Raw genomic sequence first — 25,186 nt, 5'->3', positions numbered from 1 at the left:
CGATCCAGCCCGCCGCCAGCTCGCCAATTGACAAAACCGCCCGTGCGGCGTGAAGGAGGCGGGGATGAAACGGACCCATCTCCCCCTCAATGGCTTGCGCGTGCTCGATGCCGCGGCGCGCCACTTGTCGTTCACCCGTGCCGCCGACGAACTGGCGGTGACGCCGGCGGCGGTGGGGCAACAGATTCGCGCGCTGGAAGACCTGCTCGGCGTGATCCTGTTTCGCCGCACGTCCAAGGGGCTGGAACTGACCGACGAAGCGGCGGCGGGGCTCGATGCGATCCGCGAAGGCTTCCTTCACTTTGAAGAAGGTGTGCAGGCGATTCAGGCCGGCCAGTCGAGCCATGTCTATACGATTGCCTGCCCCCGCGATTTCTTTGCCGCTTGGCTGTCGGCACGGTTGGCCGCGTTTCGCAATGACAGCCCGCATCTGCGCTTTGCGTTGATCGGCAGCGATGGCGAGACCGATTTTGCCGAGGCCAATCTCGACCTTGCGGTGCGCTGGTGCGACGGGCCGGGCGATCTTGAGGGAATTCCGCTGGGCCCAGAAGGCACGTTGGTCGTGGTGGGCCCCGATGTCGCGGACAGCGCGCCGTGGATCGCCTGGCCCGGCGACCCTGCTGGCGAAGTCGATGCGCACGGCGAAAGCGCGCGCGAGGTGCATATTTCGGTGGGCGATGCCGGTACCGCGATCAGCGCCGCTGCTGCCGGACTGGGCCGCGTGCGGGTGCCGCGTCTTCTCGGCGAGGCGGCGGTGGCCGCCGGTCGGGTGCGCGCCCTGGGCGAGCCCGAGCCGGGGCGACGCGGTTATTGGCTGGTCGCGCCGGTGCCGCAGTGGCGGCAAAAGAAAGTCAAGGCGCTTGTCGCTGCGTTGCAACAGGCTGCGGACCCGATTGGCGATTAGGGCAGCTATGGCGCGTTGACCCCGCTTTAACCCGGTCCGCCTATGCCGATGTAATGGGCTTGTTGAGCGGCAGCACTGCGTTGCAAATGGCACGGATCGATCGCCAGTGGCGGCGGTTGCGTCGTGCCCTGCGCGAACGCACGTCTGCCGCATTTGTCGAGGCCTATGTCAGCAGCATCGCGCGGCGCGTGCCGGTGCTTTACCTCGTTATCCTGTTTGATGTCGTGCTGCTCGATGTCAGCTTTCACACAGCGGCTCCGCCAGCGGTTCAGGCGATCGGAATCGGGCTGGCGCTGGTCGCCGGTGTGCGCGGGCGGACCTGGCTGCCGCAGCGAATCGCCGCGCTCTCGCTCGAGGACAAGCGCCGGACGCTTGCCCGGATGAGAACGGTGGGCGGGCTGTTCGGCCTTGCCTTCATGCTCTGGACGGTGGCACTGTCTGCCTACGGGTCGGTCGAGCAACGCATGCTGGTCCATTATGTGCTGGCGGTGACGGCATTTGCCGCGATCGTCGCGCTGGCGCAGGCGCCGCGCACGGCATTGAACATTGCGCTGGCCTTTTCGATTCCGGCGGCGGGGGTACTGCTTGCCGCGCACGACCGCGATGCCGCGCAATTGGCGCTGGTGCAGATGGTGTTGATCGCGACGATGATGATCGCGATTTTCACCAATCACCGCGAATTCGTGCGGCGCGAGCTGACCGCCCAGCGGCTGGCGCGCCGACTGGCGCAGACCGCGCGCGAATCGCATGACAATTATCGCCGTGCGACGATCGACGATCTGACGGGGGGGCTTAACCGCCGGGCCATCCTGCAACGGCTGCGTCACGATCTGGAGCATGCGACCGGCGCGTACCCGTGGCTGGCGCTCGTCGATCTCGACGGGTTCAAGCATGTCAACGATACGTATGGCCATGCCGCAGGCGATGCCGTGCTGCGCATGGTGGCCGAACGGATCGGCGCGCAGGCTGGCGTCCTCGCGCACGGACGGTTGGGGGGCGACGAATTTGCCATCCTGTTCGATGGCGCGTTTGACAAGAACGAGGTGCGCGCGACGTGTCGACGGCTGTCGACCGCCGTCAGCCGACCGATTCCGTTCAATGGCACGCAACTGCGCGTGCTGTGCTCGATCGGGGTCTATCGGTTGGGCCAGACCGACATGCACCAGGCGGAAACGCTCGGTACGGACTGTAGTCAGGCAGAAGCCGGCGCCTGTCTCGAACGGGCCGATGCCGCCTTGTACAAAGCCAAGCAACAGGGCGACGGGTCGGTCGTGGTGTTTGGGCAAGAGGACGAGGCCGTACACCGCCAGCGCGCGCTGATCACCCGGCAATTTCATGACAGCGTGCTCGAGGAACGCTTGCGGCTGGTCTATCAGCCGGTCATCGATACGCGCGACGGGCGTATCGTCGCTCTCGAGGCGTTTGCTCGCTGGTCGCCCGACGGGCGGACCTGGCAACCGCCGGCGATGTTCATGGCCATGGCCCATGCCACCGGGCGGATGGGCGAAGTGACGCGGATCGTGCTGACGCAGGCGTTGCAGGAATGCCTGCCCGGGGGCAACGCCATTGCGCTGTCGATCAATCTGAGTGCGCGCGATGTCGTGCGCGACGGAATCGCAGAGGCGCTGGCGGACATCGCCGCAGCGGCAGGGGGGAGTCCGGCGGATCTGATTCTCGAAGTGACCGAGCGGGCCTTGCTCGACGATCCGCGCCGCGCCACGCGTCAGCTCGAAGCCTTGCGCGCGCAGGGCTTTCGCATTGCGCTCGATGATTTCGGCGCGGGCTGGTCAAGCCTGTCGCAGTTGCGCGATTTGCCGCTCGATCTGATCAAGCTGCACGGTGCGTTGGCCCAAGCGCTGCCCGGCGATCCCGGCGCGCGCGCCGTGGCGGGGATGATCGTGGCGCTGAGCTGGCAATTGGGGCTCGATTGCACGATCAAGGGAATCGAGACGGCGGCCCAGGCCGAAGCGGCGCGCGCGCTCGGCATCACCCGCATGCAGGGCTTCTTTTTCGGTACGCCCGACAGCGCGGCGGCGGTCCTGGCCGGATTGAAGCGCGCGGTTGCCTGAATAAACTAATGCTGTTCGCCGTGGACCGGGCCGTGCATGGCGACGGTGTCGCGCGGGGCGAACAGGCGACCGCGTTCGCTGAACAGCACCAGCAACAGCGCGCCGAAACCGCACGCCAGGAACGAGACCGCCAGCGGCAGCGCGGTGCCGTTATAGGCCTGTCCGATCAGGATCCCCAGGCTCGCCGCGATCAGCATGCGCAGAAACGCCTGAACCGAGCTGGCAGCGCCGGCAATGCGCGCAAATGGGTGCAGCGCGATCGAGCTGAAATTGGCACCGATGAACGCGAGCATGCAGACGTTGAACGCGAGAACCGGCATGAACTGCCACAGCGTTTCGTGTGGCGAGCGGGCCTGGAAAATCTGCACCAGACTGAACGCCAGAAACAGCAGCAGCGCGCTGTGCGAGACTCGCCGCGCGCCAAACCGGGTGACGATTCGCGAATTCAGGAAATTGGCGCAGCCCATCATGATCGCGGTCCCGCCAAACAGGAGCGGAAACATCGCCCCGGCGCCGAAATGTTCGGCAACGAGCTGTTCCGAACTGTTGATATAGCCGAGCATGGCGCCAAACGTCAGCGATCCGCCAAGGACATAGCCGACAGAGCGGCGATCGGTCGCAGCCAGGATCATGTTGCGCCCGATTCGCCCGGGATGGATCACCTGACGATGCTTGACCGCCATCGTTTCGGGCAGGCGCCAGGCGATCCAGCCGCCGATCAACGACGCCATGATCGCCAGCAGCGCAAAGATCGCGCGCCAGCCCGCAAAGAGCAGCACAGCCTGCCCCAGCGTCGGCGCGACCATCGGCGCGACCATGAACACCATGGTTACCGTCGACAGCATCCGCGCCATGGCATCGCCGGAATGACGATCGCGGATGATCGCCGAGGGCAGTACGGTCAGCCCGGCGCTGGCCAGCGCCTGCAGGACGCGCATGGCGATCAGCGTGTTGAACCCCGGCGCCAGGGCGCACCCCAGCGCCAGCACGACATAACCGGCAAAGCACACCAGCAGCACGCGCCGTCGGCCATAGCGATCGGACATCGGCCCCGGCAGCAGCGAGCCGATGCCCGCCGCGACGAGGAACACGCCGATCACCAATTGCCGATGATTGGGATTGGATACCCCGAGATCGTGCGCGATCAGGCCCAGCGCGGGCAGCATGGCATCGACTGCCAGCGCCTGCAGCGCCATCGTCGCGGCCATCATCGCGACGAATTCGACAGTGCCGATCGGCATTATCGGCGGGGGCAGGTCCGGCGTGCGGCGAAAACGGTTTTCGGGGGGCATGACGCTGCCTATAGGCAGGAGCCACCCGCTATCCCACACTTATCTGTCCGCGCTCGATCGGCTAGGGTCCGGCCGATGGAGCACCCTGCCGAATCTGCCAGCGAGGCCGCATCGGACTTTGCCGGGGCCGGTTTCAGAAAGATCATCCATATCGACATGGATGCCTTTTATGCCAGCGTCGAACAGCGCGACAATCCCGCGCTGCGCGGTCGCCCGGTCGCGGTCGGCGGGGCGGCGGCGCGCGGGGTGGTGGCCGCGGCGAGCTACGAAGCGCGTGCCTTTGGCGTGCGCTCGGCGATGCCCTCGACACGGGCGGCGCGGCAGTGCCCCGATCTCGTCTTCGTGCCGCCGCGGTTTGACGTCTATCGCGCCGTCAGTCGGCAGATTCACGCCGTGTTTCGGGACTATACCGCGTTGATCGAGCCGCTGTCGCTCGACGAGGCCTATCTTGACGTGACGGCCGATCAGCGCGGGATCGGCTCGGCGACGCGCATTGCCGAATTGATTCGCGGGCGGATCCGCGCCGATACCGGCCTGACCGCGAGCGCGGGGGTTTCGTACAACAAGTTCCTCGCCAAGCTCGCTTCGGACCAGAACAAGCCCGACGGGATCTGCGTGATCCGGCCGGGCGACGGCGCGGCGTTTGTCGAGCGATTGCCGGTGAAGCGTTTTCACGGGGTCGGCCCGCGCGGGGTCGAGCGCATGGCGGCGCTGGGGGTGCAGACCGGGGCCGATCTGCGCGCCATTCCGCTCGATATTTTGCGCCGGCATTTCGGATCGCAGGCGGATTATCTCTATCGCGCCGCGCGGGGGATTGACTTGCGCGCCGTCGAGCCCGACCGCCCGCGCAAATCGGTCGGCGGTGAGCGCACATTTGCCCATGACATCGGTTCGGGCCCGGCGCTGCGCGAGGCGCTGGCCGATATTGTGGGCATCGTCTGGGCGCGCGTTGAAAAGGCCGGGGTGCGCGGGCGGACTGTCACGCTCAAGCTGCGCACCGCCGATTTCCAGACCCTGACGCGTGCGCGCTCGCTCCACCGGGCCGTCGCGGGGGAACAGGAATTTGCGGACCTCGGGCGCGAACTGCTCGATGCGCTTCTGCCGCTGCGCCAGCCGGTCAGGCTGATGGGCATGACGCTGTCCGCGCTTGACGGTGGGGGCGATCCGGCAATCGCATCCGCGCCAGAAGGTCAGGGAAGCCTACCCTTTTGAGGGATTCGCCGACGAGGCTTGCGATGCATGCCAAAGGGCGAGGAATTCGTGCACGGCACTGTTGGTTTCCGGGGGCAGCGCGGCGGGCGCGTGAAGCGCGACTTCGACGATCTCGCGGCCATCGGCGCGCGGGGTGCCGCTGATCCGGCCGGTGACGATCTCGATGCGGTTGGTCCAGCCTTGCGGCATCGAGCGCCGGACTTGCCCCAGCCAGACCGCCTCGGTCAGCGTGCAGCCGGCCTCTTCGGCCATTTCGCGCGCGGCGGCGCGGATCGCGTCTTCGCCCGGCGCGCGTCCGCCGCCGGGCACAAGCCATTGATCGGGCAAGTGATACGAATGGCGCACGAGCAGCAGTCGCCCGTCGTCGGCAAAGCCGAGCACCATGATGCCTTCGACTTCGCGCCGCAACAGGCCCCATAGCCGCAGCCGCCAGGGTTGCAGTCTGCGCAGCAACCAGCGGTGCAGCCCGGCGGGCAGGCGCGCGACGACCCGGTCTGCCAGATGCGCGCGCGCGGGCTTGGCCGATGGTTCAGCCACCAAGCACCTGGGTAAGGAACCATACCCGCTGTTCAGCCTGATCGGTCCAGTCGTCCGAGGCGCCGTCGGTGGCATTGTCCCCGGCATCGCTTGCCGCCGCCTTGGCCGCGCGGATGCGTCCGATCAGCGTCATATTGTCGTCCCGCAGCACGCGAACCATGTCCAGCGCGGCAAGTCCGTCGCGATCGTCGTCGGCAATCGTGGATTTTGCCGCAATCGCGCCGATCGAGGTCAGCGTCGTGCCGCCGTTCTTGCGCACGCGTTCGGCGACGATGTCGGTCAGCGCAAACAGTTCGGTTGCATGTTCGTCGAACAGCAGGTGCAAATCGCGGAACTGCGGCCCGGCGACGTGCCAGTGGAAATTCTTGGTCTTGAGGTAAAGCGCAAACAGATCGGCAAGCAGGCCGTTGAGGCTGTCGATCAGGGCCTTTTTCGCATTGTCACCGGGCATGGTGCATTTCCTTTCGCTGGCTGGCCGAGCCGGTTTAGCACTGCTGTCGGGGCGGTGGTTAGTGAATAAGATTCGCTGCAATTATCGAAAAAAACGATTACTCTCGCGCTTCTGAACAAGGCGGGCGCCCGGTCCTTGCGAGCCGCCGGGCGAAATCACCAGACTTAATCCCGCCCCATGATTCCCAAGCCGTCCGCGTTCGGCTAGGTTGCGCGTCAGGATGGATGTCTATCTTCCCATCGCCAATCTGGCCGTCAACGGCTTCGTCATCGTTGGCCTTGGCGCGCTGACCGGTGTGCTGTCGGGCATGTTTGGCGTCGGCGGCGGCTTTTTGACCACGCCTTTGCTGATTTTCTATGGCGTGCCGCCGACGGTTGCGGCAGCTTCGGCCGCCAGCCAGGTGACCGGGGCGAGCGTGTCGGGCGCGCTGGCCCATGCGCGGCGCGGCGGAATCGACTATCATATCGGCGCGGTGCTGGTGGTGGGCGGGGTGATCGGCACGGGGCTTGGCGCCTTGCTGTTCCGCCTGTTGCAGGCGCTGGGCCAGATCGATACCGCGATCAATCTGCTCTATGTGATCATGCTCGGCTCGATCGGATCGTTGATGGCGGTCGAATCGATCGGCGCGGTTCGCGCGCGGCGCACCGGGCGGGCGCAGCCGGCGCGGCGACGGCGGCACCATCCGCTCGTCGCCAGCCTGCCGCTGCGCTGGCGGTTCTATCGTTCGGGTCTTTATATCTCGCCGCTGGCGCCGCTCCTGCTCGGCATGTTTACGGGTATATTGACGATGCTGATGGGGATCGGCGGCGGCTTTATCCTAGTCCCGGCGATGCTGTATATCCTGGGCATGGGTGTCAATGTCGTGGTTGGCACGTCGCTGTTCCAGATCCTGTTCGTGACGATGGCGACGACGATGATGCACGCGCTGACGACGCGCGCGGTCGATCTGGTGCTGGCCTCGCTGTTGCTGGTGGGCTCGGTGCTGGGCGCGCAATTGGGCGCCGGGCTGGCGCAAAAGGCGAAGCCCGATGTGCTGCGTCTGGTGCTGGCGCTGATCGTGCTGGGGGTGGCGCTGCGCATGGCGCTGGGGCTCGGCTGGCGGCCCGATGAGATCTTCACCGTGGTTTCGCTGTGATCCGTAGGGCGGCGCTGCTTCCTGCCGCGTTGATGCTGGGGGCGGCGCATCCCGAAAAGGCGGGCCCGCTGGTACTGGTGCCCGAAGTGTCGCAGCACGAAATCCGCGTCGAACAGGGTTTTACCGGCGCAGACTTGCTGCTCTATGGCGCGATCCTGACGCCAGAAGGCCAGCCGGTGGCGGGCGATTACGACGTGGTCGTGGTTGTCGAAGGCCCGCCGCGCGCGGTGGTGGTGCGCGAAAAGCGTCAGGTGGCGGGAATGTGGATCAACGCGGCAAGCAGCAGCTTTCGCTCGGCTCCGGGGTTCTATGCGGTGGCCTCGTCGCGGCCGGTGGCCGGGATCGTCGATTCGCGTACGGCGGCGATCTACGAACTCGGGCTCGACTGGTTGCAGCTTTCGCCGATCGGATCGATCGATCCGGCGCGGCAGCAGCGTTTTGCCCGGGGGCTCGTCGATCACATGCAGCGCATGGGCCTCTATCATGAAGACCCGCGCGCCGTCAGCATCAGCCATCAGGTGCTCTATCAGGCGCGGATCACGCTGCCGTCGAGTGTGCCGATCGGCGATTATACAGCCGAGACCTTTGCCATCAGCAAGGGGCGCGTACTCGCTTCGGGCCTGACCCGGATCCGCGTCGACAAGCAAGGGTTTGCGCGGTTCATCGCCGATCGGGCGGAACACGCCGGGCTCGCCTACGGGCTGTGCGCGGTGGCCTTGTCGATCGCCATGGGCTGGATCGCGGGGCGCCTTTTCGCACGCGTATAGGCCTGCGGCAAACGCTTGATCGAGCGGGTGTTAGCCACGTGTTAACTGCTTTCGGCCTAGGCCCTGATAGTCGGCATGGGTGCCGTCGGGGGAAGCTTGCGATGTCGGAAATGAGCAGTCACGCCGCATTCGAGGCCGCGCGGACAGCCTCTGCCGATGCAGGCTCGCCACAGCCGGGAACCATGCCGCCGATGCCCAGTGCCGCTCCTGCCGCGACTATGGACAATGTCCATCGACCGATCGGTGTGGTGCGCGATGTGGCGGGCGGCACCTGCATCGTGGTGTTCGATCCCGACCGGCTGAACGAGTGTCTGAGCGATGCCGATCCGTCGATCGCCATGTCCGGACAAGTCAGCAGCCAGATCAAGATTCGCGTCGGCAACACCTGGCTGCTGGGCGTGGTGCGCACGTTGCGCCAGGCCTATGCCAGCGAAGACCATGGCGGCGTCGTCGCCGAAGTCGATTTCATGGGCGAAGGCGATACCGAGCGGCTGACCGGCAACATTTTCGGATTTCGGCGCGGGGTTACGCGCTATCCCATGCCGGGCGCGCTGGCCCATGTCGCCACGCGCGCCGACCTTCGCCAGATCTATGCCAGCGACGGACGCGCCAATATCGGCATCGGTACGGTTCATCCCACGCGCGACATTCGCGCCGGGATCTATATCGACAGCTTCCTTGGCAAGCATTTCGCGCTGCTCGGCTCGACCGGCACCGGCAAGTCGACGTCCGCCTCGTTGATTCTCCATCGTATTTGCGAACTGGCCCCCGAAGGCCATATCGTGATGATCGACCCGCACGGCGAATATATCTCGGCGTTTCGCGATCGCGGCCATCTGCTCGACGTGTCGAACCTGCAGATGCCCTATTGGCTGATGAATTTCGAGGAACACTGCGAAGTGTTTCTGACTTCGAGCGGGTCAGACCGGGTGGTCGATGCCGACATCCTGGCGCGTTGTCTGCAGCAGGCGCGGTCGAAAAACCGGCTGGCCACCGCGATCGGCAAGATTACCGTCGATTCGCCGATCCCCTATCTGTTGTCCGATCTCGTCAACATCCTGCAGAACGAGATGGGCAAGCTCGACAAGGGCACCGGCTCGATCCCCTATCAGCGGATCAGGAGCAAGATCGAGGAAATCCGCGGCGATGCCCGCTATCAGTTCATGTTTTCCGGCATGCTGGTCGGCGATTGCATGACCGATTTCATTGCGCAGGTGTTTCGCCTGCCTGCCAACGGCAAGCCGATCTCGATCATCGACGTGTCGGGCGTGCCGTCCGAAATCACCCAGACCGTGGTCGCGGTGCTGTCGCGGCTGGTGTTCGACTTTGCCGTCTGGGCGCGCGATGAAGAAACCCGCCCGATCCTGCTCGTGTGCGAAGAAGCGCACCGCTATGTGCCCGCCGAGCGCAATGCCGATGGATCGTCGGTGGCGCGCGTCCTGTCGCGCATCGCCAAGGAAGGGCGCAAATACGGCGTCAGCCTGGGGCTGATTACGCAGCGCCCGTCCGACCTTGCCGAAGGCGTGCTGTCGCAATGTGGCACGATCATCGCCATGCGGCTCAACAACGAACGCGACCAGGCGCATGTCCGCGCGGCGATGCCCGAAGGGGCGCGCGGCTTCATGGACGCGATTCCCGCGCTCAGAAACCGTGAATGCATCGTCTGCGGCGAAGGCGTGTCGATTCCGATGCGCGTGTCGTTCGACGATCTCGATGAAGCCTTGCGTCCGGCGTCAGCCGACCCGTCGTTTGCCCTGCAATGGAGCAAGAGCGGCGGCGAGGACGCGATGATCGATCGCACCACCCAGCGCTGGCGCGCGCAAAGCCGCTGAGGTTATAGAATGCGCTTGCGCCAGCCGGTATAGCGGTATGACACGATGGCGAGCGCAACGGCGATGATCGATCCGACCGGAAAGCTGAGCCAGATGGCGTCCATCCCGAGCACGGGATGCGCCAACGCATAAAAGCCCAGCCGCCCGGGATACATCGCAATGCCCAGCACGATCAGCGGCGGCAATACCGTGCCTGCCGCGCGCATCGTGCCGAACAGGACAATCGTCACCCCGAACAGCGCATAGCTCCAGCTCGCAAGAAACTGGATGTGCCGCGCCAGATCGACCGCCGGGCTGTGCGCACCGAGAAACAGTTGCAGCACCGGGCGGTCGAATGTCAGCAGCAGCAGCGTCATCACCCCGGTCATCGCCAGATTGAGCGTGATCCCGGCGCGGGTGATCGCGCCGAGCCGGTCGAACAGCCGTGCGCCGATGGTCTGCGCGGCCATCGCGCTGACCGCCGCCGAAATCGCCATCGCCGGCATCTGCAGATAAGTCCATACTTGCAGGCTGGCGCCATAGGCGGCGCCGGCGACGGCGCCTTCGCGGTTGACCAGCCCGATCATGATGATCCCGGCCATCGAAACCAGCAGCATCTGCGCCCCCATCGGCAGGCCCTTGGTAACGATGTAGCGCAGCTCTGCCGGGTGCGGGATCAGATAGCGCAGTTCCTTGCCGCGCAGCCGGAGCGGCAGGTTGCGCGCATAGAGATCGAGGCCAAGGGCGAGCATCGCGATCATCGCCGCGATCGTCGTCGCCAGCGCCGATCCGGCAATGCCCAGCGCCGGGATCGGGCCAAGGCCGCCGATCAGGATCGGATTGAGCCCGACATCGAGCGCGACCGACAGGATCATGAAACGCAACGGCGTGGTGGAATCGCCCGCACCGCGCAGGCCCATGCCGACGATCACCGTGGCCATCTGCGCGGGCATGGCCATGAACACCACGCGCAGATAGGCGAGCGCAAAGGCCAGCACTTGCGGCGGGGTCGACATCGCATGGAGCAACCAGGGCGCCCCGAACCAGCCGAGCACCGCGACCAGCAGCGACAGCGCGACGCAAAAGCCCAGCGCTGTGCCGAACGTGCGCCGCGCGGCATCGATATTGCCCGCGCCGAATGCCTGGCCGACTTTGACCGTGGCGGCCATGCCGAATCCGAATGTCGCGGCAAAGACGAGAAACATCACGACATTGGCATTGGCGGTTGCGGCGAGCGCGCTGCCCCCGAGCATCCGCCCGACCCAGATCGCATTGACGGTGCCGTTCAGCGATTGCAGCACGTTGGCCGCCAGCGTCGGCGCGGAAAAGCGCAGCAAGGTGCCCATGATCGGCCCGCGCGTCAGATCGCCGCGATGCTTGCCGGGCCCCCGTTCGGACGCAGCCACCGGGCTATTCCGCGTTCTTCTTCAACGCGCCCAGCGCCGCGAACGCGCCGTTGCCGCCTTCACCTCGCAGGTTGTGTTCGGCCCGCGCGCGATCGGCATCGGGCCCTTCGGCAAAAGGATCGATCGCCAGCGCCAGCGTCTGGGCCAGCGCTTCGCCCAGATCGAAAGTCAGCCCTTCATATTCGATCTCGTCGCACAAGTCGGCGGACAGCTCGATTTCCTCGTCGGGGGAATAGTCCTTTTTCGGGTGGACAAAGCGCAAGTCGACCGGCTCGTCGATCGCGACGGGGAAATCCTCGCCCGATATGGCGCAGGCCTGGATGATCGCGGCGCGGATGCGGCCGGTCACGCTGATCGTGGTGCCCTCGGCGATCATCGTGACGGTGGCCACCATGCTGTCGATCGCGCTCAGGCCGAATCGCCCGGCGAGCCGCCGCCGCTCGGCCTCGTCTGCGGCGATCTCCTGTGCGACCGGGGGCAGGTGGCGAATGTCGATGATCCGCTGAAATTCCGCCGCTTCGGGCAGGCTTGCGTCGGGCTGGATCATCGACCGATCTCCGCTGCGAGCACGCGGTGGGCCGGAACCAGCGCGAGCCCGGCGGCAAAGGCCCGCGCGCGGCGCGCGACCAGCGCCGGATCGCCGCCCTCGCGCATCGTGACATTGCGTGCGACCGCCGCGATCATCGCCTCTTCGCTTTCGGCTTGCGCATCGCGATAGGCGCCGAGCCGTCCGCCCAGCGTGCTCATCAATTGCCCGATGTGCTTGCCCACCATCAGATCGCCGACGCCGCCCTGGCGCAATTGCCCGTCCATGTCGTCGACGAACAGTTCGGTCAGCCGCACCAGCGGCTCGATCAGTTCCTCGTCGCGCTCCATACGGATCAGCACGAGCGCCAGAATCAGCGTGATCGCGTCGAATCGCCCGCCGACCGTGTCGGCAATGCCGCAATCGCGATACCATTCCTTTTCACGCGCGATTTCCACGATGCGGTGCCACAGCGGGCGCATCGCATCGCGAGGATCGGCGCGCGGGCGCAGCCATTTGGCAAAAAGCGACATCAGGTTTCAATCCATCCTCAATAAAGGGGCTGCCCGCAATGGGCGGCACCGACGCCATGAGACCACCGCTTCGCAAAAATTGGCCATTGGCGAATATCGAACCAGTCTCTAAGGCGTGTGATATAGGCGGCCCGGCGGCGAAGGCAAACGACCCGCCGGGCAGTTAACCGGGAAGGCGCACGCGGGCAATGGTCCGCGCAATCGCCGAACGGGCAAGACCTGATGAAGCCGGGCCTGATGCCAAATGGGCTGGGCTGATGAATATGTGGCAGGTGCGAAAGGTGGCAATGCGGATCGAACGGATGAATGGTCGGGGCTTGCGCATGACGTCGGCCACCCCGCTGCGCGTGGTTGCCGCATCGGCCCTGCTGCTGGCGGCGGGCGGTTGCAGCACGATCCGCGATCACCGTGGCTATCTCGTCGATCCGGCGCTGACCCAGTCGGTCCTGCCGGGCGTGGATAACCGGCTGTCGGTCGAAAAGTCGCTGGGCCAGCCCACGCTGAAAAGCCAGTTTGGCCAGCAATCGTGGTATTACGTCTCGCTCGACACGGTCCAGCGGCCGTTTACCCGGCCGCGCATCCATGCCGGCTCGATCCTGCGCGTCAGCTTTGACACGGCGGGCACGGTTCAGTCCGTGTCGAACGATGGGGTCGAACATGCGCAGCGGATCGTGCCCGATCGGCACAAGACCCCGACTCTGGGCCGCGATCGCAGCTTCTTTGAAGACCTGTTCGGCAATATCGGCACGGTCGGCGCGATGCCGGGCGCGCAGGGCGGTCAGCCCGGCGGCGGCGGCGGCGGTCGTGGCGGCGGCGGCACGGGCCCGAACGGCAGCTGATCGGGCTTTGGGGGTGGGGCTATTGAACGCCTGCCCCCGCGCCCCATATCCGGGGCATGAACGACCATGCGGCCAGCCACGGCCTGATCCAGTGGCACGGAACCACCATCATCGGGGTGCGCAAGAACGGGCGTACCGTGATCGCCGGCGACGGCCAGGTGTCGATGGGCAATACCGTGATGAAACCCAACGCGCGCAAAGTGCGGCGATTGGGCGCGGCAGGCCCCGACGGGCGCGCTGCGGTCATCGCCGGGTTTGCCGGCGCGACCGCCGATGCGTTTACCCTGTTCGAGCGGCTTGAACGCAAGCTTGAGGCGCATCGCGGGCAATTGCTGCGCGCAGCCGTCGAGCTTGCCAAGGATTGGCGCACCGACAAATATCTGCGCAATCTCGAAGCCCTGATGATCGTCGCCGATGCCGAAACGCTGCTGGTGCTGACCGGCAACGGCGATGTGCTCGAACCTGAAGCGCTGAGCAGCACGGAGGGCGATACGGTGATCGCCGCGATCGGATCGGGGGGCAATTATGCGCTCGCCGCTGCACGCGCGATTGCCGAATATGAAGCCGATGCCGAAACCATTGCCCGCCGCGCGATGCGGGTCGCCGCAGACATCTGCGTCTTCACCAATGACCGCGTCACGCTGGAAGAAGTCTGAGCCATGAGCGACACCCTCACCCCCAAAGCCATCGTCCGCGCGCTCGACGAACATATCGTCGGGCAACAGGATGCCAAGCGCGCAGTAGCCGTCGCCTTGCGCAACCGCTGGCGCCGCCAGCGGCTCGATCCCGCGCTGCGTGATGAAGTCAGCCCCAAGAACATCCTGATGATCGGGCCCACGGGCTGCGGCAAGACCGAAATCAGCCGGCGGCTGGCCAAGCTCGCCGATGCGCCTTTCGTCAAGGTCGAGGCCACCAAGTTCACCGAAGTCGGCTATGTCGGTCGCGACGTCGAACAGATCGCCCGCGATCTTGTCGAAGAGGCGATCCGGCTGGAAAAGGCGCGCCGCCGCGAAGCCGTGCGCGATGCGGCCAGCAAGGCGGCGATGGACCGCCTGTTGAAAGCGCTTGTCGGCGATGGCGCGAGCGAGGCCACGCGCGAAAGCTTTCGCCAGCGTATCGAACAGGGCGCGATGGCCGATGTCGAAGTCGAAATCGAAGTCGAGGACAGCCCGTCGATGCCGATGGGCTCTTTGGACCTTGGGCCAGGCATGGCCGGCGGCGTCGGCATGATCAACTTGTCCGACATGATGGGCAAGGCGTTTGGTCGTCAGGCGACCAAGCGGCGCAAGCTGCGCGTTCCCGATGCCTGGGACAAACTGATCGACGAAGAATCCGAAAAGCGCATGGATCAGGACGATGTCGCCCGCGTCGCGCTGGCCAATGCCGAAACCAACGGCATCGTGTTCATCGATGAAATCGACAAGATCGCGGTCAGCGACGTGCGCGGCGGCTCGGTCAGCCGCGAAGGCGTGCAGCGCGATCTCTTGCCCTTGATCGAAGGCACGACGGTTGCGACCAAGTACGGGCCGATGAAGACCGACCACGTGCTGTTCATCGCGTCGGGCGCGTTTCACATCGCCAAGCCGAGCGACATGCTGCCCGAATTGCAGGGCCGCCTGCCGATCCGCGTTGAATTGCAGGCGCTGTCCGAAGATGACTTCGTGCGCATCCTGTCGGAAACGCGCGCAAATCTCGTCGAGCAGTACCGCGCCTTGCTCGAAACCGAGCAGGTGACGCTGGACTTCACCCCGCAAGCGATCCGCGCGATCGCGCGCACGGCCAAGCAGGTCAACGACAGCATCGAAAACATCGGCGCCCGCCGCCTGCAGACGGTGATGGAAAAGCTGCTCGAAGAAGTCAGCTTCGACGCCGAGGATCGCGTCGGGACATCGGTGACGGTCGACGAGGCCTATGTCGCCGAGCGCTTGGCCAGTCTTGCCGGCAATACCGACCTGTCGAAATACATTCTGTGAGCCATCCTTCCGGTGTCGTGGGGCCCGTGTAGGGGGGGGGCGCGCAATGGGCAGGATAGCTTTTGCGCGAAAGCGGTTGATCTCTCGGGATCGCTGCGACAGTCTTGGTGACAGGCAATCGTTGCCCGCAGGACATGACACCCAACGATGAGTGAAATCGCCCAACCCCGGCCTCGATTTGTCTGGGCCATGGGCCTGTGCGAAGCGACGTATGGCTTTGCTTTTGCCGCAATTCTGGTGACCATGCCGCAAGTCATGGCGGCGCATGGCGTGGGCCAGCCGGTGATCGCCAGCGTGACCGCGCTGGCGACGGCGGCATCGCTGGGGTCGTTCATCGTCGCGCCTGCGCTTGATACGATGATCAGCCGCCGCGCCTGGACGCTGGGTCTCGGCGTGCTGGTGGCGGTGCTCGTCACCGTCTTGCTGGCCATTCCGCCGGCCAGTGTGGTGGTCGCGCCGCTGATGGCGATTGCGGCGCTTGGGCTGGTGATGTTTTCGGTATCGCTGGGCGGCTGGCTGGGGGCGGCCCTGCCAAAGGATCTCGACGATACGATTGCTACGTGGTTTACCATGGGTAATGCGGGCGGTTTTGGTATTGGCGCGCTGTGCCAATATTGGCTTATCAACACGTTGTCGCCGCGGTTCGGGCCGTTGGCGGTGGGCCTGATCACGCTGATCCCGCTGGCAGGTCTTGGCCTCATTCCCATGCCCGATGCGGGGCCAAAGGCTGTGCGCGAAAGCTTTGGCACGCTGGCGCGCGATCTGTCGGTGCTGGTGCGCCAGCCTGTGGTGCTGCGCATTGCCTTGCTGTTTGCGATGCCCTGTGCGGCGTTTACCCTGACCAATGCCTTTGGCGGGCTGGGGCCGGATTTTCACGTTTCTGCGGCAACGGTCGATCTGGCCAATGGCTTTGGCGCAACGGTCGTGGGCATGGGCTCGGCTTTACTCGCCAAGTGGTGCCTGCGCCATGTTCATGCGCCGCTGCTCTATCTGGGGATTGGCACGCTGGGCGCGATCTTTACCGCGACCATCATCGGCTTGCCGCATACGGCGCCGGTCTATCTTCTGGCGGTGATCGGCGAAAATATGGCGCAATCGATGGCGCAAGTCTCGCAAGGGGCGATCCAGTTCGGCTCGATCCGCAAGGGCAGCCCACTCGCCGCCTCGCAATTCGGCCTGTTGGGCACTGCCGCACTCTTGCCCTATTCCTACATGCAGGCGCTCGACGGCTATGGCTATCACCTCGCGGGCAATGTTGCAGGCTCGTTCTGGATGGATGCCGGGGTCAGTCTGGTCGGTTGCGCGATTCTGCTGGTGCCGGTGTTGCACTGGATGCGCCGCGGCAAACTGGCTGCGCCGGACGACGTTGGGCCCGATGAGGCGGCGCCGGTTGGCGAGGCCGCACCGGCCTGCTAGCATCCGGCCATGCACCAGACCCCCGACGACCGCCCGATCTATCGCCTGCTGACCGGCAAGGACGACCGCGCCTTTTGCGAGCGGGTGTCAGAGGCGCTCGCGCAAGGCTGGCGGCTCTATGGTTCGCCGTCGATGGCATGGGACGGCGGCATGGACTGCATCAAGGTCGCCCAAGCGGTCGTCTGGCACGAAGCCGACGTGTTAAAGGGTTGAGTTTGAAGAGGTGTTTAATTTTCCAGATGAGAATATTCCAGGGGCCCAAAGTACTTAATCATCCTCATCGTGATCCGTGAGGGTCGATTTGGAGATTTTGCTGTCTACCCATTTTCCGGTGACGAATATACCAACGACTCCAGCAATTCCAAATATTGCAATGCGACCTCCCCATGCGAATTGGCCGAGTTTTATTAGGTAAATTGAAGTGGAGAGGAGTAGTACAAGTGCGGCCATTGCAAATATTTGTCCGCGTGCTTTTAAATCGCGATCATCTTTGACCAGATTTTCGATGACACGGTGCCTATGCGATTGTTCGCGCTCGGGCATTGCGACAATCCGTTCGGCAAGCCCAGGCAATATGGCTTCGTATTCGGCAAGATATTTTGGGCTTGGGAGCCAGCCTGAATGACTTTCGCTTTGTGCCACAATGCGCATTATTTCCGTACGCTGGGCTTCGGGTACTTTCTCCAAAATTTCCGCAAGGTTCTCACCGGAATCGGCAACTGCTGGGGGAAAAGATATTTCCTGCTCTGGGTCAGTCGATTGATTCTCGCTCTCTTCGTTCATGGTCAATGTGAACCTTTCCCAGTGCCTTCAAATAGTCGCCTCGCAGTGCGGCCATATCCCTTTTGGTGCCCTTGGAGATAAAACCAGCGAACGCGGCACGAGCGTGCTGATCAAGCGTGATCATCGCAGCACCAGACAGCATGGTGGCCGCTTTGCCATGATGGGTAACAAGCCAAAGCTTTTTGGACAATTTTTTCATCCCAACATGATACGGGTTAAGCGTTAACCCAGCATGACCTGCGAGCCTTGGATCGCTCGTTGACATTAGCAACTAAGCTTACAAGTGCAATCACGTTTCATTCCGGATCGATGGAGCCCATTACAAAACCTCGGGTCTAGCGATGAGGGGAGCCGCCTCGCAGATCGATGGCGGCACACTTGGTCAAGGCGCGAATTTGCCCAAATCCTGATTTACTGCGCCGCTTCGGCCAGGTCTTCCTCGCTGCTTTCGGCGGCCTGACGCGCCCACATTTCGGCATAGAGCCCATCCTGGCGCAACAAGTCGGCATGGCTGCCCTGTTCGGCAAGGCGGCCCTGCTCGATCACCAGAATCGTGTCCGAATCGACGATCGTCGACAGCCGGTGCGCGATCGAGATCGTCGTGCGGCTGGCCGCGACCGCGCGCAGCGTGCTCAGGATGTCCTGTTCGGTGCGGGTGTCGAGCGCGCTGGTCGCTTCGTCGAACAGGATGATCGGCGGGTTTTTGACCAGCGTGCGGGCAATCGCCACGCGCTGTTTTTCCCCGCCCGACAGCTTCAGCCCGCGTTCGCCGACTTCGGTAGCGAGCCCGTGGGGCAGGCGCGCGATGAAATCGGCAATCGCCGCGCCGCGCACGGCGGCTTCGACTTCGTCCGGGCCGGCGCCTTCGCGACCATAGGCGATGTTATAGCCGATGGTGTCGTTGAACAGCACCGAATCCTGCGGCACGATGCCGATCGCGGCGCGCAAGGACGCCTGCGTCACGCGCGCGATGTCCTGCCCGTCGATCAGGATGCGCCCGGATTGCGGGTCGTAAAAGCGGAACATCAGCCGCCCGATGGTCGACTTGCCCGCGCCCGACGGCCCGACAATCGCCACGCGGCTGCCTGCGGGCACTTCGAACGACAGGCCATGAAGGATCGTGCGATCCGGATCATAGCCGAACACCACATTGTCAAACACCACGCTCGCGCGTTTGACCGCCAGCGCGGGCGCGCCCGGCACATCGGCGACTTCGACTTCGGTATCGATCAGGCGGAACATTTCGGCCATGTCGGTCAGCCCCTGGCGAATGGTGCGATAGACCATGCCGAGCATGTCGAGCGGACGGAACAACTGGGTCAGATAGGTCTGCACGAAGACCAGCTGACCCGCCGTATAAATGCCATGCCACCAGCCGACCACGGTATAGGCCAACGCGCCCGCCATCAGCAGATTGACCACCAGCGCTTGCGCGATGTTGAGCAGGCCGAGGCTGTTTTCGCTTTGCACGGCGGCATCGGCATAAGCGCTCGTCGCGGCGGCATAGCGCGCCTCTTCGCGCCGCTCTGCGCCGAAATATTTCACCGTCTCGTAATTGAGCAGCGAATCGACCGCGCGCGACAGCGCCTGCCCGTCGAGCCGGTTCATCTGTTCGCGCAATTGCGTGCGCCAGTCGGTGATGGCGCGCGTTACCCAGATATAGGCCACGACCGCCAGCGCCGTTGCCGCCACCAGCCCCCAGCCGAAACTGATCCAGAAAATCACGGCGACGACCACCAGCTGCAGGATCGTCGGTGCGATGTTGAACAGCATGAAATAGAGCATCGTATCGATGCTCTTGGTCCCGCGTTCGATGACTTTGGTCACTTCGCCGGTGCGCCGGGCGAGGTGAAAGCGCATCGACAGTCGGTGCAGCCGGGCAAAGACATGCTCCGCCAGCTTGCGCGTGGCGTCCTGCCCCACGCGCTCGAACACGATATTGCGCACATTGTCGAACGCCACCGCGGCAAAGCGCCCGGCGGCATAGGCCAGAACGGTCAGCATGACCAAACGCAAGGCGCGGGGCCCCGACACGTTCATCGCGTCGACCGCCCATTTCAGCGCATAGGGCAACGCCAGCTGAATCCCGGTCGAAACCAGAATCAGGATACAGGCGACCACGATCCGCCAGCGCAGCGCGGGATTGTCGCGCGGCCAGAGATAGGGAAGGAACCGTTGCAGCGTGCGCCAGCCGTCATGACGGGGCGGGCGGGCCGAGGATTGGGGTGTTTCGGGTGGCATCGTCCCTGAAATAGGGATTTTCCTGCGAAGTGCCAGTGGTGCAGGGGGGCAGTTCTGCGTTCTGTGGCTCAGCCCGGGGGCGGACCGGGCACGGCGAACAGGATGCGGCGCGCCGCAAAATCGATCGCCACGCGGTGAAACAGCCGCAATTGCGCCATGCCGAGCAGTAGCGCCGGACGCCGCCGCAGCCCCAGCCGGTCGAACGGCGGCGCGTCGGTAAAAGCGATTTGCGTGTTGGCAAGCGTCATCCCGCCGAGCGTCAGCGCGCGCGCCATGCCCACATCGGCGGTCGCCTGTTGCCCGGTGACCGACAGCAGTTGCACGGTTTCGCGGGCATGATTGCGGGCCAGCGCCTGCTCCAGCGCGCGATTGCCGATCGACGTGTCGGACCCGGTGTCGATGACGATCGCGGTGCGTACCCCGTCGACCAGTGCGTCGGTCAGGATCAGTTGCCCGCTTTTGCGCCGGGCCTGGACGACGATGTCATAGCCCCGGTCGCCGCCCAGCGTCCGGGCATCGCCGAGCAGGAGCCGGTTGCGATCGAAATCGAGCACGATCCGTTGCCCTTGCAAGCCATCGAGCCCGATGATCCCGTCGGCGCCGATCGCGTCGGCATCGAGCACGGGCGAGGCCAGATCATAGAGGTTTCGCCGACCGAGCGCGAGCGAGGCCAGCGTCACCATGTCGACATCGCGCAAACCGGCCACGCCGACCAGTCGCCCGCGCCCATTGGGGGCGAGACCCAGCGCCGTTGTCACCGTGCGTGCAACGATGGTGCGCTCTGCCCCGGTGTCGACCAGAAAGGCAAAGGGGCTGTGCAGACCGGCTTCGTTGGTGACTTCGACCGCCACGGTCATGCGATCATGACCATCCTGGCCGAGACGAAGGACATCGTCGCTTGCGGCCGCAGCAGGATCGCGCATCGCGGCGGCTCCGGCGGCAAATGGGCGCGCCGCATCGGGCGTCTGCGCGGGCAGGGCGGCGGTTGCGATCGACGCAGGATCGATTGCGCCGACAGGCGACGGGGCCGCACTCAGCACCGCACCGGCAAGCGCCGCACGCATCATGGTGGCATGCATTCGCATGGCATTCTCTCCTGACGCAGAGTGTATGCTCATGTCGGTGCCGGGGCCACCAATCTCTTTGTGAGGGCGGCAGATCCGGGTCAGGCGGCCGATCGGGCGAGCCCGGCGCGGGCAAAGGCGGCCTTGAGATCGGCGTCTTCGGCAAAATCGGCGGGATCGAAGCGTCCGTCGACGCCGCGATCTTCTTTCCAGCTGTTCGAAATCGGCGTGATGTGGCGATAGGTGAATTCGTCATCCACCCGCCGGTTGTGGCGCGATCCGAATACGTTGTGCACCGACCAACTGGTACGAAAGGGATCGCCGCGCGCCGGAACCACGCACCATTTCGGCGGGCAGGTGCGCATTTCGCCACAGTCGCGAAGAATGAAATCGGCGTGGCGACAGGTTTCATGGCGCACCGGGGCGGGCGAGGCGCCGCTGATCCAGCATCCTTGAAACTTGATGAACCCGTGTCGGCTTTGCTCGGTCGCGGCAAAGATCGAGCGTCCGCGCGCCGACAGCACGAGCTCGTCGATGTCGACATTGAGCACGCTGCGGGCCGCGCGTAAAAAGCGCAGGCGGGCATGTTGCAGCGATCCGGTCTGGCAATAGTCCGAATCCCACGGCGTTTCGCGCCCATCGACTGCGCCGGCCAGGCCCCCTTGCGGCCCATAGCGAAATGGCCAGGACACGACGCGGATGACCATGTCGGGAAAGGCCGCGCGCAGCCCCGCTTCAAGCTCGGCGGCGCTATAGGCGGTCGAGCCGTTGTCATGGATCAGCGCGGCGTCCGCACCATGCTCGGCCTGATAAAAGCGCGCCCAGTCATGGATCCAGCGGGGCGCATTGTCCTTTGACAGCGTATGGATCACGCGGCGACCGGCAAACAGCGGCGACAGGTCGGGCTGAACGGCAAGATGATAGGTACCGATCGGTCCGGCGATGGTCAGCTCTTGCGCATCGCTGCGCAGCCAGATTTCGCCGCGCTTGTCCCGCGCGATCGAGCGCGGGCGGCCAAACCAGCGGCGCATCGCGCCTGCCAAGGGCGCCGAAGCGAGCAGCGGGGCCAGCAGATTGCGATAAGGCGGCCCCTGCAACACGATATGAGGGCCGACGCGATAACAATCGTAGAACAGCGTGTCCCAGTCGAACCGGGCATCATAGGCCGCATTGCGCATGTCTGCCGGGCGCGGGCTTTCGCGGCGAAGCCCGCTGGCCGGGTCGATCAGCGCGCTCGACAGGCGGATCGCGGTGTCGGCGTCAGGCATCAGGCGGTGCGAAACCGGGCCGGGATGCAGCGATCGATCATCGGCACAGCCGCTGCCATCCCGAGAATTTCGCCGAGCGCGGGGTGACGCAGCAGCACCAGCGAAATCAGCCAGCAGACAACGCCGATAGCCGAAGCCAGCGCCAGTTGCGCAAACGTGATCGCTTCCGGCGGTGCCCAGAACGCATACGTCAGCGCCAGCGGCAACAGCGCCGCCAGACTGGCAAGCCCGCTGCGCAGATAGATCATCATCAGACCGCCCAGATCGAATCCGACAATGCGGTGCATGAACCGGAAATAGAGCGCAAACCAGAACAGCGCATAGACCAGTCGCGATCCCGCCGCCCCTTCGACACCCCAACGGCAACCGATAGCCAGCAGCAAGACCGACATCGCAGTATCGATCAGGTTGCGCGCCAGCAACTGGTTGAGCTTGCCCGCCAGAATCGGCAGATCGCTGACCAGCGGCAGCGCGACGAGCATGATTTCGGTCAGCGCGATCATGGCGAGCAAGGGCGCGGTGCGCAGCCAGGCGGGGCCATAGAGCAGGCGGATAATCGGCTCCGAAGCCATCGCCAGCCCCGCCATGCCCGGCCAGACCACGCCCGAATACCCGGCGCAGACCCGCAAGTACGCCGGTCCCAGCGGCTCACCCCTGTCGCGGATGCGGGCAAAGGCGGGAAAGAATACGCTGCCGATCGCGCCCGAGATCAGCATGCGGAACTGATCGGACAGGCTGACGGCCCGGCTGTAGAGCCCGACCGCAGTGATCCCCAGCGCCTTGCCCACGATCAAGTCGGGCGTTCGCGTGCCCAGTGCGCCGGTCAGATAGAGCACGCTGGTGCGCGCGCCGAAGCCCAGGACCTGACCGATCCCGTCAAACCGCATGCGGCGGGGCCAGCTCGGTTGCATGATCTGCGCCACGATTCCGCGCGTGGCTGCCGCTGCGACGGTCGCCCAGGCCAGCGCAAACGAGGAATAGCCCGCCGCCGCCAGCGCGACGGCAACGCCCCCTTGGGCGAGCGCCGCGCCGACGTTGACGGCAAACAGGCCGCGAAATTGCATCGCCCGCGCCATCAGCGCCATCGGCACGACCGACAGGGGCACAAACAGATAACTGCCTGCAAGGATCAGCAGAATCGGGATCAGGCGTGCCTCGTGATACGTCGCCGCCATCGGCAGCGCGGTCGCCGCGACGATTGCGGCGATCAGCAGCGAAAACAGGATCGCCACCGATCCGCAGCGCGCAATCTCGTGATGATCGAGCACGGTAAGCCCGGAAATATAGCGCGACAGGCCGAAATCCTGAAGCACGGCGACGATCATCGCGGTCGCAAGCCCGATCGAGAACAGCCCGACTTCGCCCGGGGTGAGAAAGAAGCGGGAAATCACCACCGAGGCAATGAACTGGATCGCGAAAGCCAGATATTGCCCGGCCATGGCCCAGACAGCGGCGCCGCGCACGCTCATCGCGGCAGCTTCGCGGCCGGGCGCATGGCTGCCGATGTCATCCGGGGTATCGGTCATCATACCGTGGCAAGCGTGCGGGCGGCAGGTCTGCCGGATGTGTTATGCGTGGCCAGTACCATGGCGAGGCGCAACGCACGCAAGGGATAGCCGAACAGCACCAGTCGCGCGACCGTGCGCCATAGACCGGCGCAGCATCCGCCTTCGCGGATATAGCGGCACACAATGTCAAAGCCGGCATCGCCAAGCCCGGCCCGCGAATAGAGCAAGCCCGGCGCAACGCGAGCGCGCACCTCTTGCGCGACGCCGGTCTGACCGAACAGCGCATCGAGATTGTCGATGGGCGGCATCACCGACAGTGTCGAGGTCGGATCGGCCCGCCCCGCCAGGCGCTCGGCATAGGCGATGCGCGATACGGCAGCGTTGATCTGCTGTTCGGTGGCATGGCGGCTCGACACTTGCTGGCTGTAATGGCGATAGCGCAGCAGTCGCTCGGGCAGGTTGGCCACGCGCGTGACCGAGGCAAGCCGCAGCCAGAGATCGAGATCTTCGCAATGGCGAAACGCCGGGTGATAGCCTCCGACCGACAGGACAAGCTCGCGGCGGAACATCACCGCCGGATGGCACAGTAAAGGATGGCCGGCGTCGATCGCGGCGAGAAACCCCTCATGATCGATCGGGTGGTCCGGGGCATCGACCCGATAAGGAGCATCGGTCTCGTCAATATCGTCGGTCCAGCTTCCCAGCACGCCGATTTCGGGATGGTCGTCCAGAAAGGCGATCTGGTGCGCAAAGCGCTCGGGCAGGCAAAGGTCATCGGCATCCATCCGCGCGATCAGCGGCGCGCGCGACACGGCGAGCAATTCGTTCAGGCTGGCGACCAGGCCGCGGTTTTCGCGGGCGATCAGGCGAATGCGCGGGTCATGCCCGGCATAATGGGCCACGATCGCGCGCGTCGCATCGCGCGATCCGTCATCGAGGATCAGGAATTCGAAATCGGCAAAGGTCTGTTCAAGGACGCTCTCTATCGCCCCGGCGAGAAAGCGTTCGCCATTATAGACGCTCATGGCCACGCTGATGCTGGGAACGGAATGCTGCATGTCTGATCCGAAAGAGGCGTCCAGCGAGGCTCTGATAAGGCCCGGTATCTAAGGCACTCACGGTAAACAAAGCGTGACAGGTGCTGCCTGTCGGATGGGGCGGGGGCAGGCAAGCGGATTCGCGCCGGGAGAATCGTCCAGAGGTCTGGCAAAGGGGCTTCTGGGCCTCCTTCAGGGGTGAAAACATGAATTTTTATAATGGCTTGGCGTGGTGTTACAAAAAAAATGCAATTTGTCGTTGACCGGTCGGCACACCCCCCATATATGCCACCTCACCGCAGCGGTGGCGCCGGTTTTTCCGGCCTTTTGCTACTGCGGTCGCCAACATAGACGGACACGCTCCTCCCCGAATCAAAAACGGGGAAGGATGGCTGTCCGTCTGGTTTCGTCGGC

At 64.7% G+C, this 25,186-nt stretch carries 24 protein-coding genes; 11 read left to right on the top strand and 13 right to left on the bottom strand.

Annotation, left to right across the window (positions count from 1 at the left end; genetic code table 11):
• Window positions 1–64: 64 nt before the first annotated feature.
• A complete protein-coding gene (locus AQZ50_RS02115) occupies window positions 65–904 on the top strand; it encodes a LysR family transcriptional regulator (protein ID WP_067741836.1) in 840 nt (279 codons plus the stop codon).
• Between the two features lie 86 nt (window positions 905–990).
• Complete coding sequence (locus AQZ50_RS02110) at window positions 991–2,973, top strand: putative bifunctional diguanylate cyclase/phosphodiesterase (RefSeq protein ID WP_067742404.1); 1,983 nt, start codon at window positions 991–993, stop codon at window positions 2,971–2,973.
• 5 nt (window positions 2,974–2,978) lie between these two features.
• Here AQZ50_RS02110 and AQZ50_RS02105 read toward each other — a convergent pair whose 3' ends face one another.
• On the bottom strand, window positions 2,979–4,265 hold the full coding sequence (locus AQZ50_RS02105; RefSeq protein WP_231730064.1) for a multidrug effflux MFS transporter: 1,287 nt from the start codon (window positions 4,263–4,265) through the stop codon (window positions 2,979–2,981).
• Window positions 4,266–4,340: 75 nt separating this feature from the next.
• Between AQZ50_RS02105 and dinB the strand changes: the two genes are divergently transcribed.
• Window positions 4,341–5,477: a DNA polymerase IV gene (dinB, locus tag AQZ50_RS02100; RefSeq protein ID WP_067741830.1), complete on the top strand. Its 1,137-nt coding sequence runs from the start codon at window positions 4,341–4,343 to the stop codon at window positions 5,475–5,477.
• Here the strand turns inward: dinB and AQZ50_RS02095 are convergent.
• Together AQZ50_RS02095 and AQZ50_RS02090 are read right to left on the bottom strand one after the other, a co-directional pair.
• Window positions 5,466–6,014: an NUDIX domain-containing protein gene (locus AQZ50_RS02095; protein WP_067741827.1), complete on the bottom strand. Its 549-nt coding sequence runs from the start codon at window positions 6,012–6,014 to the stop codon at window positions 5,466–5,468. The two genes, dinB and AQZ50_RS02095, sit on opposite strands and share 12 nt — an antisense overlap.
• The gene (locus AQZ50_RS02090; RefSeq protein WP_067741824.1) at window positions 6,007–6,465 is read right to left on the bottom strand and encodes a Dps family protein; all 459 of its coding nucleotides are present in this window, start codon (window positions 6,463–6,465) and stop codon (window positions 6,007–6,009) included. The genes AQZ50_RS02095 and AQZ50_RS02090 overlap by 8 nt, the downstream gene beginning before the upstream one ends.
• A 220-nt stretch (window positions 6,466–6,685) precedes the next feature.
• On the opposite strand from AQZ50_RS02090, the gene AQZ50_RS02085 reads away from it, so the two are divergent.
• From AQZ50_RS02085 to AQZ50_RS02075, 3 genes are all read left to right on the top strand, one after another.
• Window positions 6,686–7,600 carry a sulfite exporter TauE/SafE family protein gene (locus tag AQZ50_RS02085; protein ID WP_067741821.1) on the top strand — a complete coding sequence of 305 codons (915 nt, stop codon included), beginning with the start codon at window positions 6,686–6,688 and terminating at the stop codon, window positions 7,598–7,600.
• A 32-nt stretch (window positions 7,601–7,632) separates the two neighbouring features.
• Complete coding sequence (locus AQZ50_RS02080; RefSeq protein ID WP_067742401.1) at window positions 7,633–8,367, top strand: TIGR02186 family protein; 735 nt, start codon at window positions 7,633–7,635, stop codon at window positions 8,365–8,367.
• Between the two features lie 101 nt (window positions 8,368–8,468).
• Window positions 8,469–10,199, top strand: coding sequence for an ATP-binding protein (locus tag AQZ50_RS02075; RefSeq protein ID WP_067741819.1), 1,731 nt, complete (start codon window positions 8,469–8,471; stop codon window positions 10,197–10,199).
• 2 nt (window positions 10,200–10,201) lie between these two features.
• Here AQZ50_RS02075 and AQZ50_RS02070 read toward each other — a convergent pair whose 3' ends face one another.
• The 3 genes from AQZ50_RS02070 to AQZ50_RS02060 are packed head-to-tail and all read right to left on the bottom strand — an operon-like array spanning window position 10,202 to window position 12,643.
• Window positions 10,202–11,584, bottom strand: a complete 1,383-nt coding sequence (locus AQZ50_RS02070) for an MATE family efflux transporter (protein WP_067741817.1) — start codon at window positions 11,582–11,584, stop codon at window positions 10,202–10,204.
• A gap of 4 nt (window positions 11,585–11,588) precedes the next feature.
• Window positions 11,589–12,131 carry a YceD family protein gene (locus tag AQZ50_RS02065; protein WP_067741815.1) on the bottom strand — a complete coding sequence of 181 codons (543 nt, stop codon included), beginning with the start codon at window positions 12,129–12,131 and terminating at the stop codon, window positions 11,589–11,591.
• Complete coding sequence (locus AQZ50_RS02060) at window positions 12,128–12,643, bottom strand: ubiquinol-cytochrome C chaperone family protein (protein WP_067741812.1); 516 nt, start codon at window positions 12,641–12,643, stop codon at window positions 12,128–12,130. Before AQZ50_RS02060 ends, AQZ50_RS02065 begins: the two co-directional genes overlap by 4 nt.
• 323 nt (window positions 12,644–12,966) lie before the next feature.
• On the opposite strand from AQZ50_RS02060, the gene AQZ50_RS02055 reads away from it, so the two are divergent.
• From AQZ50_RS02055 to AQZ50_RS02035, 5 genes are all read left to right on the top strand, one after another.
• Window positions 12,967–13,482 (top strand): outer membrane protein assembly factor BamE, encoded by a 516-nt coding sequence (locus tag AQZ50_RS02055; protein WP_156427196.1) that lies wholly within the window; start codon window positions 12,967–12,969, stop codon window positions 13,480–13,482.
• Window positions 13,483–13,538: 56 nt separating this feature from the next.
• Entirely contained in the window at window positions 13,539–14,138 is a 600-nt protein-coding gene (hslV, locus tag AQZ50_RS02050) for an ATP-dependent protease subunit HslV (protein WP_067741809.1), read from the top strand.
• A 3-nt stretch (window positions 14,139–14,141) separates the two neighbouring features.
• Window positions 14,142–15,455, top strand: coding sequence for an ATP-dependent protease ATPase subunit HslU (gene hslU, locus AQZ50_RS02045; protein WP_067741806.1), 1,314 nt, complete (start codon window positions 14,142–14,144; stop codon window positions 15,453–15,455).
• 147 nt (window positions 15,456–15,602) lie between these two features.
• Window positions 15,603–16,871, top strand: a complete 1,269-nt coding sequence (locus AQZ50_RS02040; protein WP_156427195.1) for an MFS transporter — start codon at window positions 15,603–15,605, stop codon at window positions 16,869–16,871.
• Window positions 16,872–16,880: 9 nt separating this feature from the next.
• A complete protein-coding gene (locus AQZ50_RS02035) occupies window positions 16,881–17,084 on the top strand; it encodes a DUF1737 domain-containing protein (protein WP_067741801.1) in 204 nt (67 codons plus the stop codon).
• A 54-nt stretch (window positions 17,085–17,138) separates the two neighbouring features.
• On the opposite strand, the gene AQZ50_RS19940 is transcribed toward AQZ50_RS02035, so the two are convergent.
• The 7 genes from AQZ50_RS19940 to AQZ50_RS02005 form a co-directional block, all read right to left on the bottom strand.
• Window positions 17,139–17,654: a DUF2335 domain-containing protein gene (locus AQZ50_RS19940; RefSeq protein WP_082703352.1), complete on the bottom strand. Its 516-nt coding sequence runs from the start codon at window positions 17,652–17,654 to the stop codon at window positions 17,139–17,141.
• A complete protein-coding gene (locus tag AQZ50_RS20300; protein ID WP_156427194.1) occupies window positions 17,623–17,919 on the bottom strand; it encodes a hypothetical protein in 297 nt (98 codons plus the stop codon). The genes AQZ50_RS19940 and AQZ50_RS20300 overlap by 32 nt, the downstream gene beginning before the upstream one ends.
• A 146-nt stretch (window positions 17,920–18,065) precedes the next feature.
• Window positions 18,066–19,895, bottom strand: coding sequence for an ABCB family ABC transporter ATP-binding protein/permease (locus AQZ50_RS02025; RefSeq protein WP_067741795.1), 1,830 nt, complete (start codon window positions 19,893–19,895; stop codon window positions 18,066–18,068).
• Between the two features lie 68 nt (window positions 19,896–19,963).
• Complete coding sequence (locus tag AQZ50_RS02020) at window positions 19,964–20,980, bottom strand: aspartyl protease family protein (RefSeq protein WP_231730063.1); 1,017 nt, start codon at window positions 20,978–20,980, stop codon at window positions 19,964–19,966.
• 80 nt (window positions 20,981–21,060) lie between these two features.
• Entirely contained in the window at window positions 21,061–22,227 is a 1,167-nt protein-coding gene (locus AQZ50_RS02015) for a hypothetical protein (protein WP_067741789.1), read from the bottom strand.
• On the bottom strand, window positions 22,227–23,753 hold the full coding sequence (locus AQZ50_RS02010) for an oligosaccharide flippase family protein (protein ID WP_067742394.1): 1,527 nt from the start codon (window positions 23,751–23,753) through the stop codon (window positions 22,227–22,229). Before AQZ50_RS02010 ends, AQZ50_RS02015 begins: the two co-directional genes overlap by 1 nt.
• Complete coding sequence (locus AQZ50_RS02005; protein ID WP_067741786.1) at window positions 23,753–24,793, bottom strand: glycosyltransferase; 1,041 nt, start codon at window positions 24,791–24,793, stop codon at window positions 23,753–23,755. Before AQZ50_RS02005 ends, AQZ50_RS02010 begins: the two co-directional genes overlap by 1 nt.
• Between the last annotated feature and the right edge of the window lie 393 nt (window positions 24,794–25,186).

The sequence above is a fragment of the Novosphingobium sp. Fuku2-ISO-50 genome (assembly GCF_001519055.1).
GTDB lineage: Bacteria > Pseudomonadota > Alphaproteobacteria > Sphingomonadales > Sphingomonadaceae > Novosphingobium.
Note: the sequence above shows the minus strand (reverse complement) of the source record. Positions and strands in the feature narration are given on the sequence as shown.

What these genes read in the sequence shown, in the direction of transcription:
- AQZ50_RS02115 (WP_067741836.1), top strand. Translation starts at nt 65, where the DNA reads ATGAAACGGACCCATCTCCCCCTCAATGGCTTGCGCGTGCTCGATGCC.
- AQZ50_RS02040 (WP_156427195.1), top strand. Translation starts at nt 15,603, where the DNA reads ATGAGTGAAATCGCCCAACCCCGGCCTCGATTTGTCTGGGCCATGGGC.
- AQZ50_RS19940 (WP_082703352.1), bottom strand. Translation starts at nt 17,654, where the DNA reads ATGAACGAAGAGAGCGAGAATCAATCGACTGACCCAGAGCAGGAAATA.
- AQZ50_RS02085 (WP_067741821.1), top strand. Translation starts at nt 6,686, where the DNA reads ATGGATGTCTATCTTCCCATCGCCAATCTGGCCGTCAACGGCTTCGTC.
- AQZ50_RS02005 (WP_067741786.1), bottom strand. Translation starts at nt 24,793, where the DNA reads ATGCAGCATTCCGTTCCCAGCATCAGCGTGGCCATGAGCGTCTATAAT.
- AQZ50_RS02080 (WP_067742401.1), top strand. Translation starts at nt 7,633, where the DNA reads ATGCTGGGGGCGGCGCATCCCGAAAAGGCGGGCCCGCTGGTACTGGTG.
- AQZ50_RS20300 (WP_156427194.1), bottom strand. Translation starts at nt 17,919, where the DNA reads ATGTCAACGAGCGATCCAAGGCTCGCAGGTCATGCTGGGTTAACGCTT.
- AQZ50_RS02025 (WP_067741795.1), bottom strand. Translation starts at nt 19,895, where the DNA reads ATGCCACCCGAAACACCCCAATCCTCGGCCCGCCCGCCCCGTCATGAC.
- AQZ50_RS02065 (WP_067741815.1), bottom strand. Translation starts at nt 12,131, where the DNA reads ATGATCCAGCCCGACGCAAGCCTGCCCGAAGCGGCGGAATTTCAGCGG.
- AQZ50_RS02090 (WP_067741824.1), bottom strand. Translation starts at nt 6,465, where the DNA reads ATGCCCGGTGACAATGCGAAAAAGGCCCTGATCGACAGCCTCAACGGC.
- hslU (WP_067741806.1), top strand. Translation starts at nt 14,142, where the DNA reads ATGAGCGACACCCTCACCCCCAAAGCCATCGTCCGCGCGCTCGACGAA.
- AQZ50_RS02075 (WP_067741819.1), top strand. Translation starts at nt 8,469, where the DNA reads ATGTCGGAAATGAGCAGTCACGCCGCATTCGAGGCCGCGCGGACAGCC.
- AQZ50_RS02035 (WP_067741801.1), top strand. Translation starts at nt 16,881, where the DNA reads ATGCACCAGACCCCCGACGACCGCCCGATCTATCGCCTGCTGACCGGC.
- AQZ50_RS02020 (WP_231730063.1), bottom strand. Translation starts at nt 20,980, where the DNA reads ATGCGAATGCATGCCACCATGATGCGTGCGGCGCTTGCCGGTGCGGTG.
- AQZ50_RS02105 (WP_231730064.1), bottom strand. Translation starts at nt 4,265, where the DNA reads ATGCCCCCCGAAAACCGTTTTCGCCGCACGCCGGACCTGCCCCCGCCG.
- AQZ50_RS02110 (WP_067742404.1), top strand. Translation starts at nt 991, where the DNA reads ATGGCACGGATCGATCGCCAGTGGCGGCGGTTGCGTCGTGCCCTGCGC.
- AQZ50_RS02060 (WP_067741812.1), bottom strand. Translation starts at nt 12,643, where the DNA reads ATGTCGCTTTTTGCCAAATGGCTGCGCCCGCGCGCCGATCCTCGCGAT.
- AQZ50_RS02015 (WP_067741789.1), bottom strand. Translation starts at nt 22,227, where the DNA reads ATGCCTGACGCCGACACCGCGATCCGCCTGTCGAGCGCGCTGATCGAC.
- AQZ50_RS02010 (WP_067742394.1), bottom strand. Translation starts at nt 23,753, where the DNA reads ATGACCGATACCCCGGATGACATCGGCAGCCATGCGCCCGGCCGCGAA.
- AQZ50_RS02055 (WP_156427196.1), top strand. Translation starts at nt 12,967, where the DNA reads ATGACGTCGGCCACCCCGCTGCGCGTGGTTGCCGCATCGGCCCTGCTG.
- dinB (WP_067741830.1), top strand. Translation starts at nt 4,341, where the DNA reads ATGGAGCACCCTGCCGAATCTGCCAGCGAGGCCGCATCGGACTTTGCC.
- hslV (WP_067741809.1), top strand. Translation starts at nt 13,539, where the DNA reads ATGAACGACCATGCGGCCAGCCACGGCCTGATCCAGTGGCACGGAACC.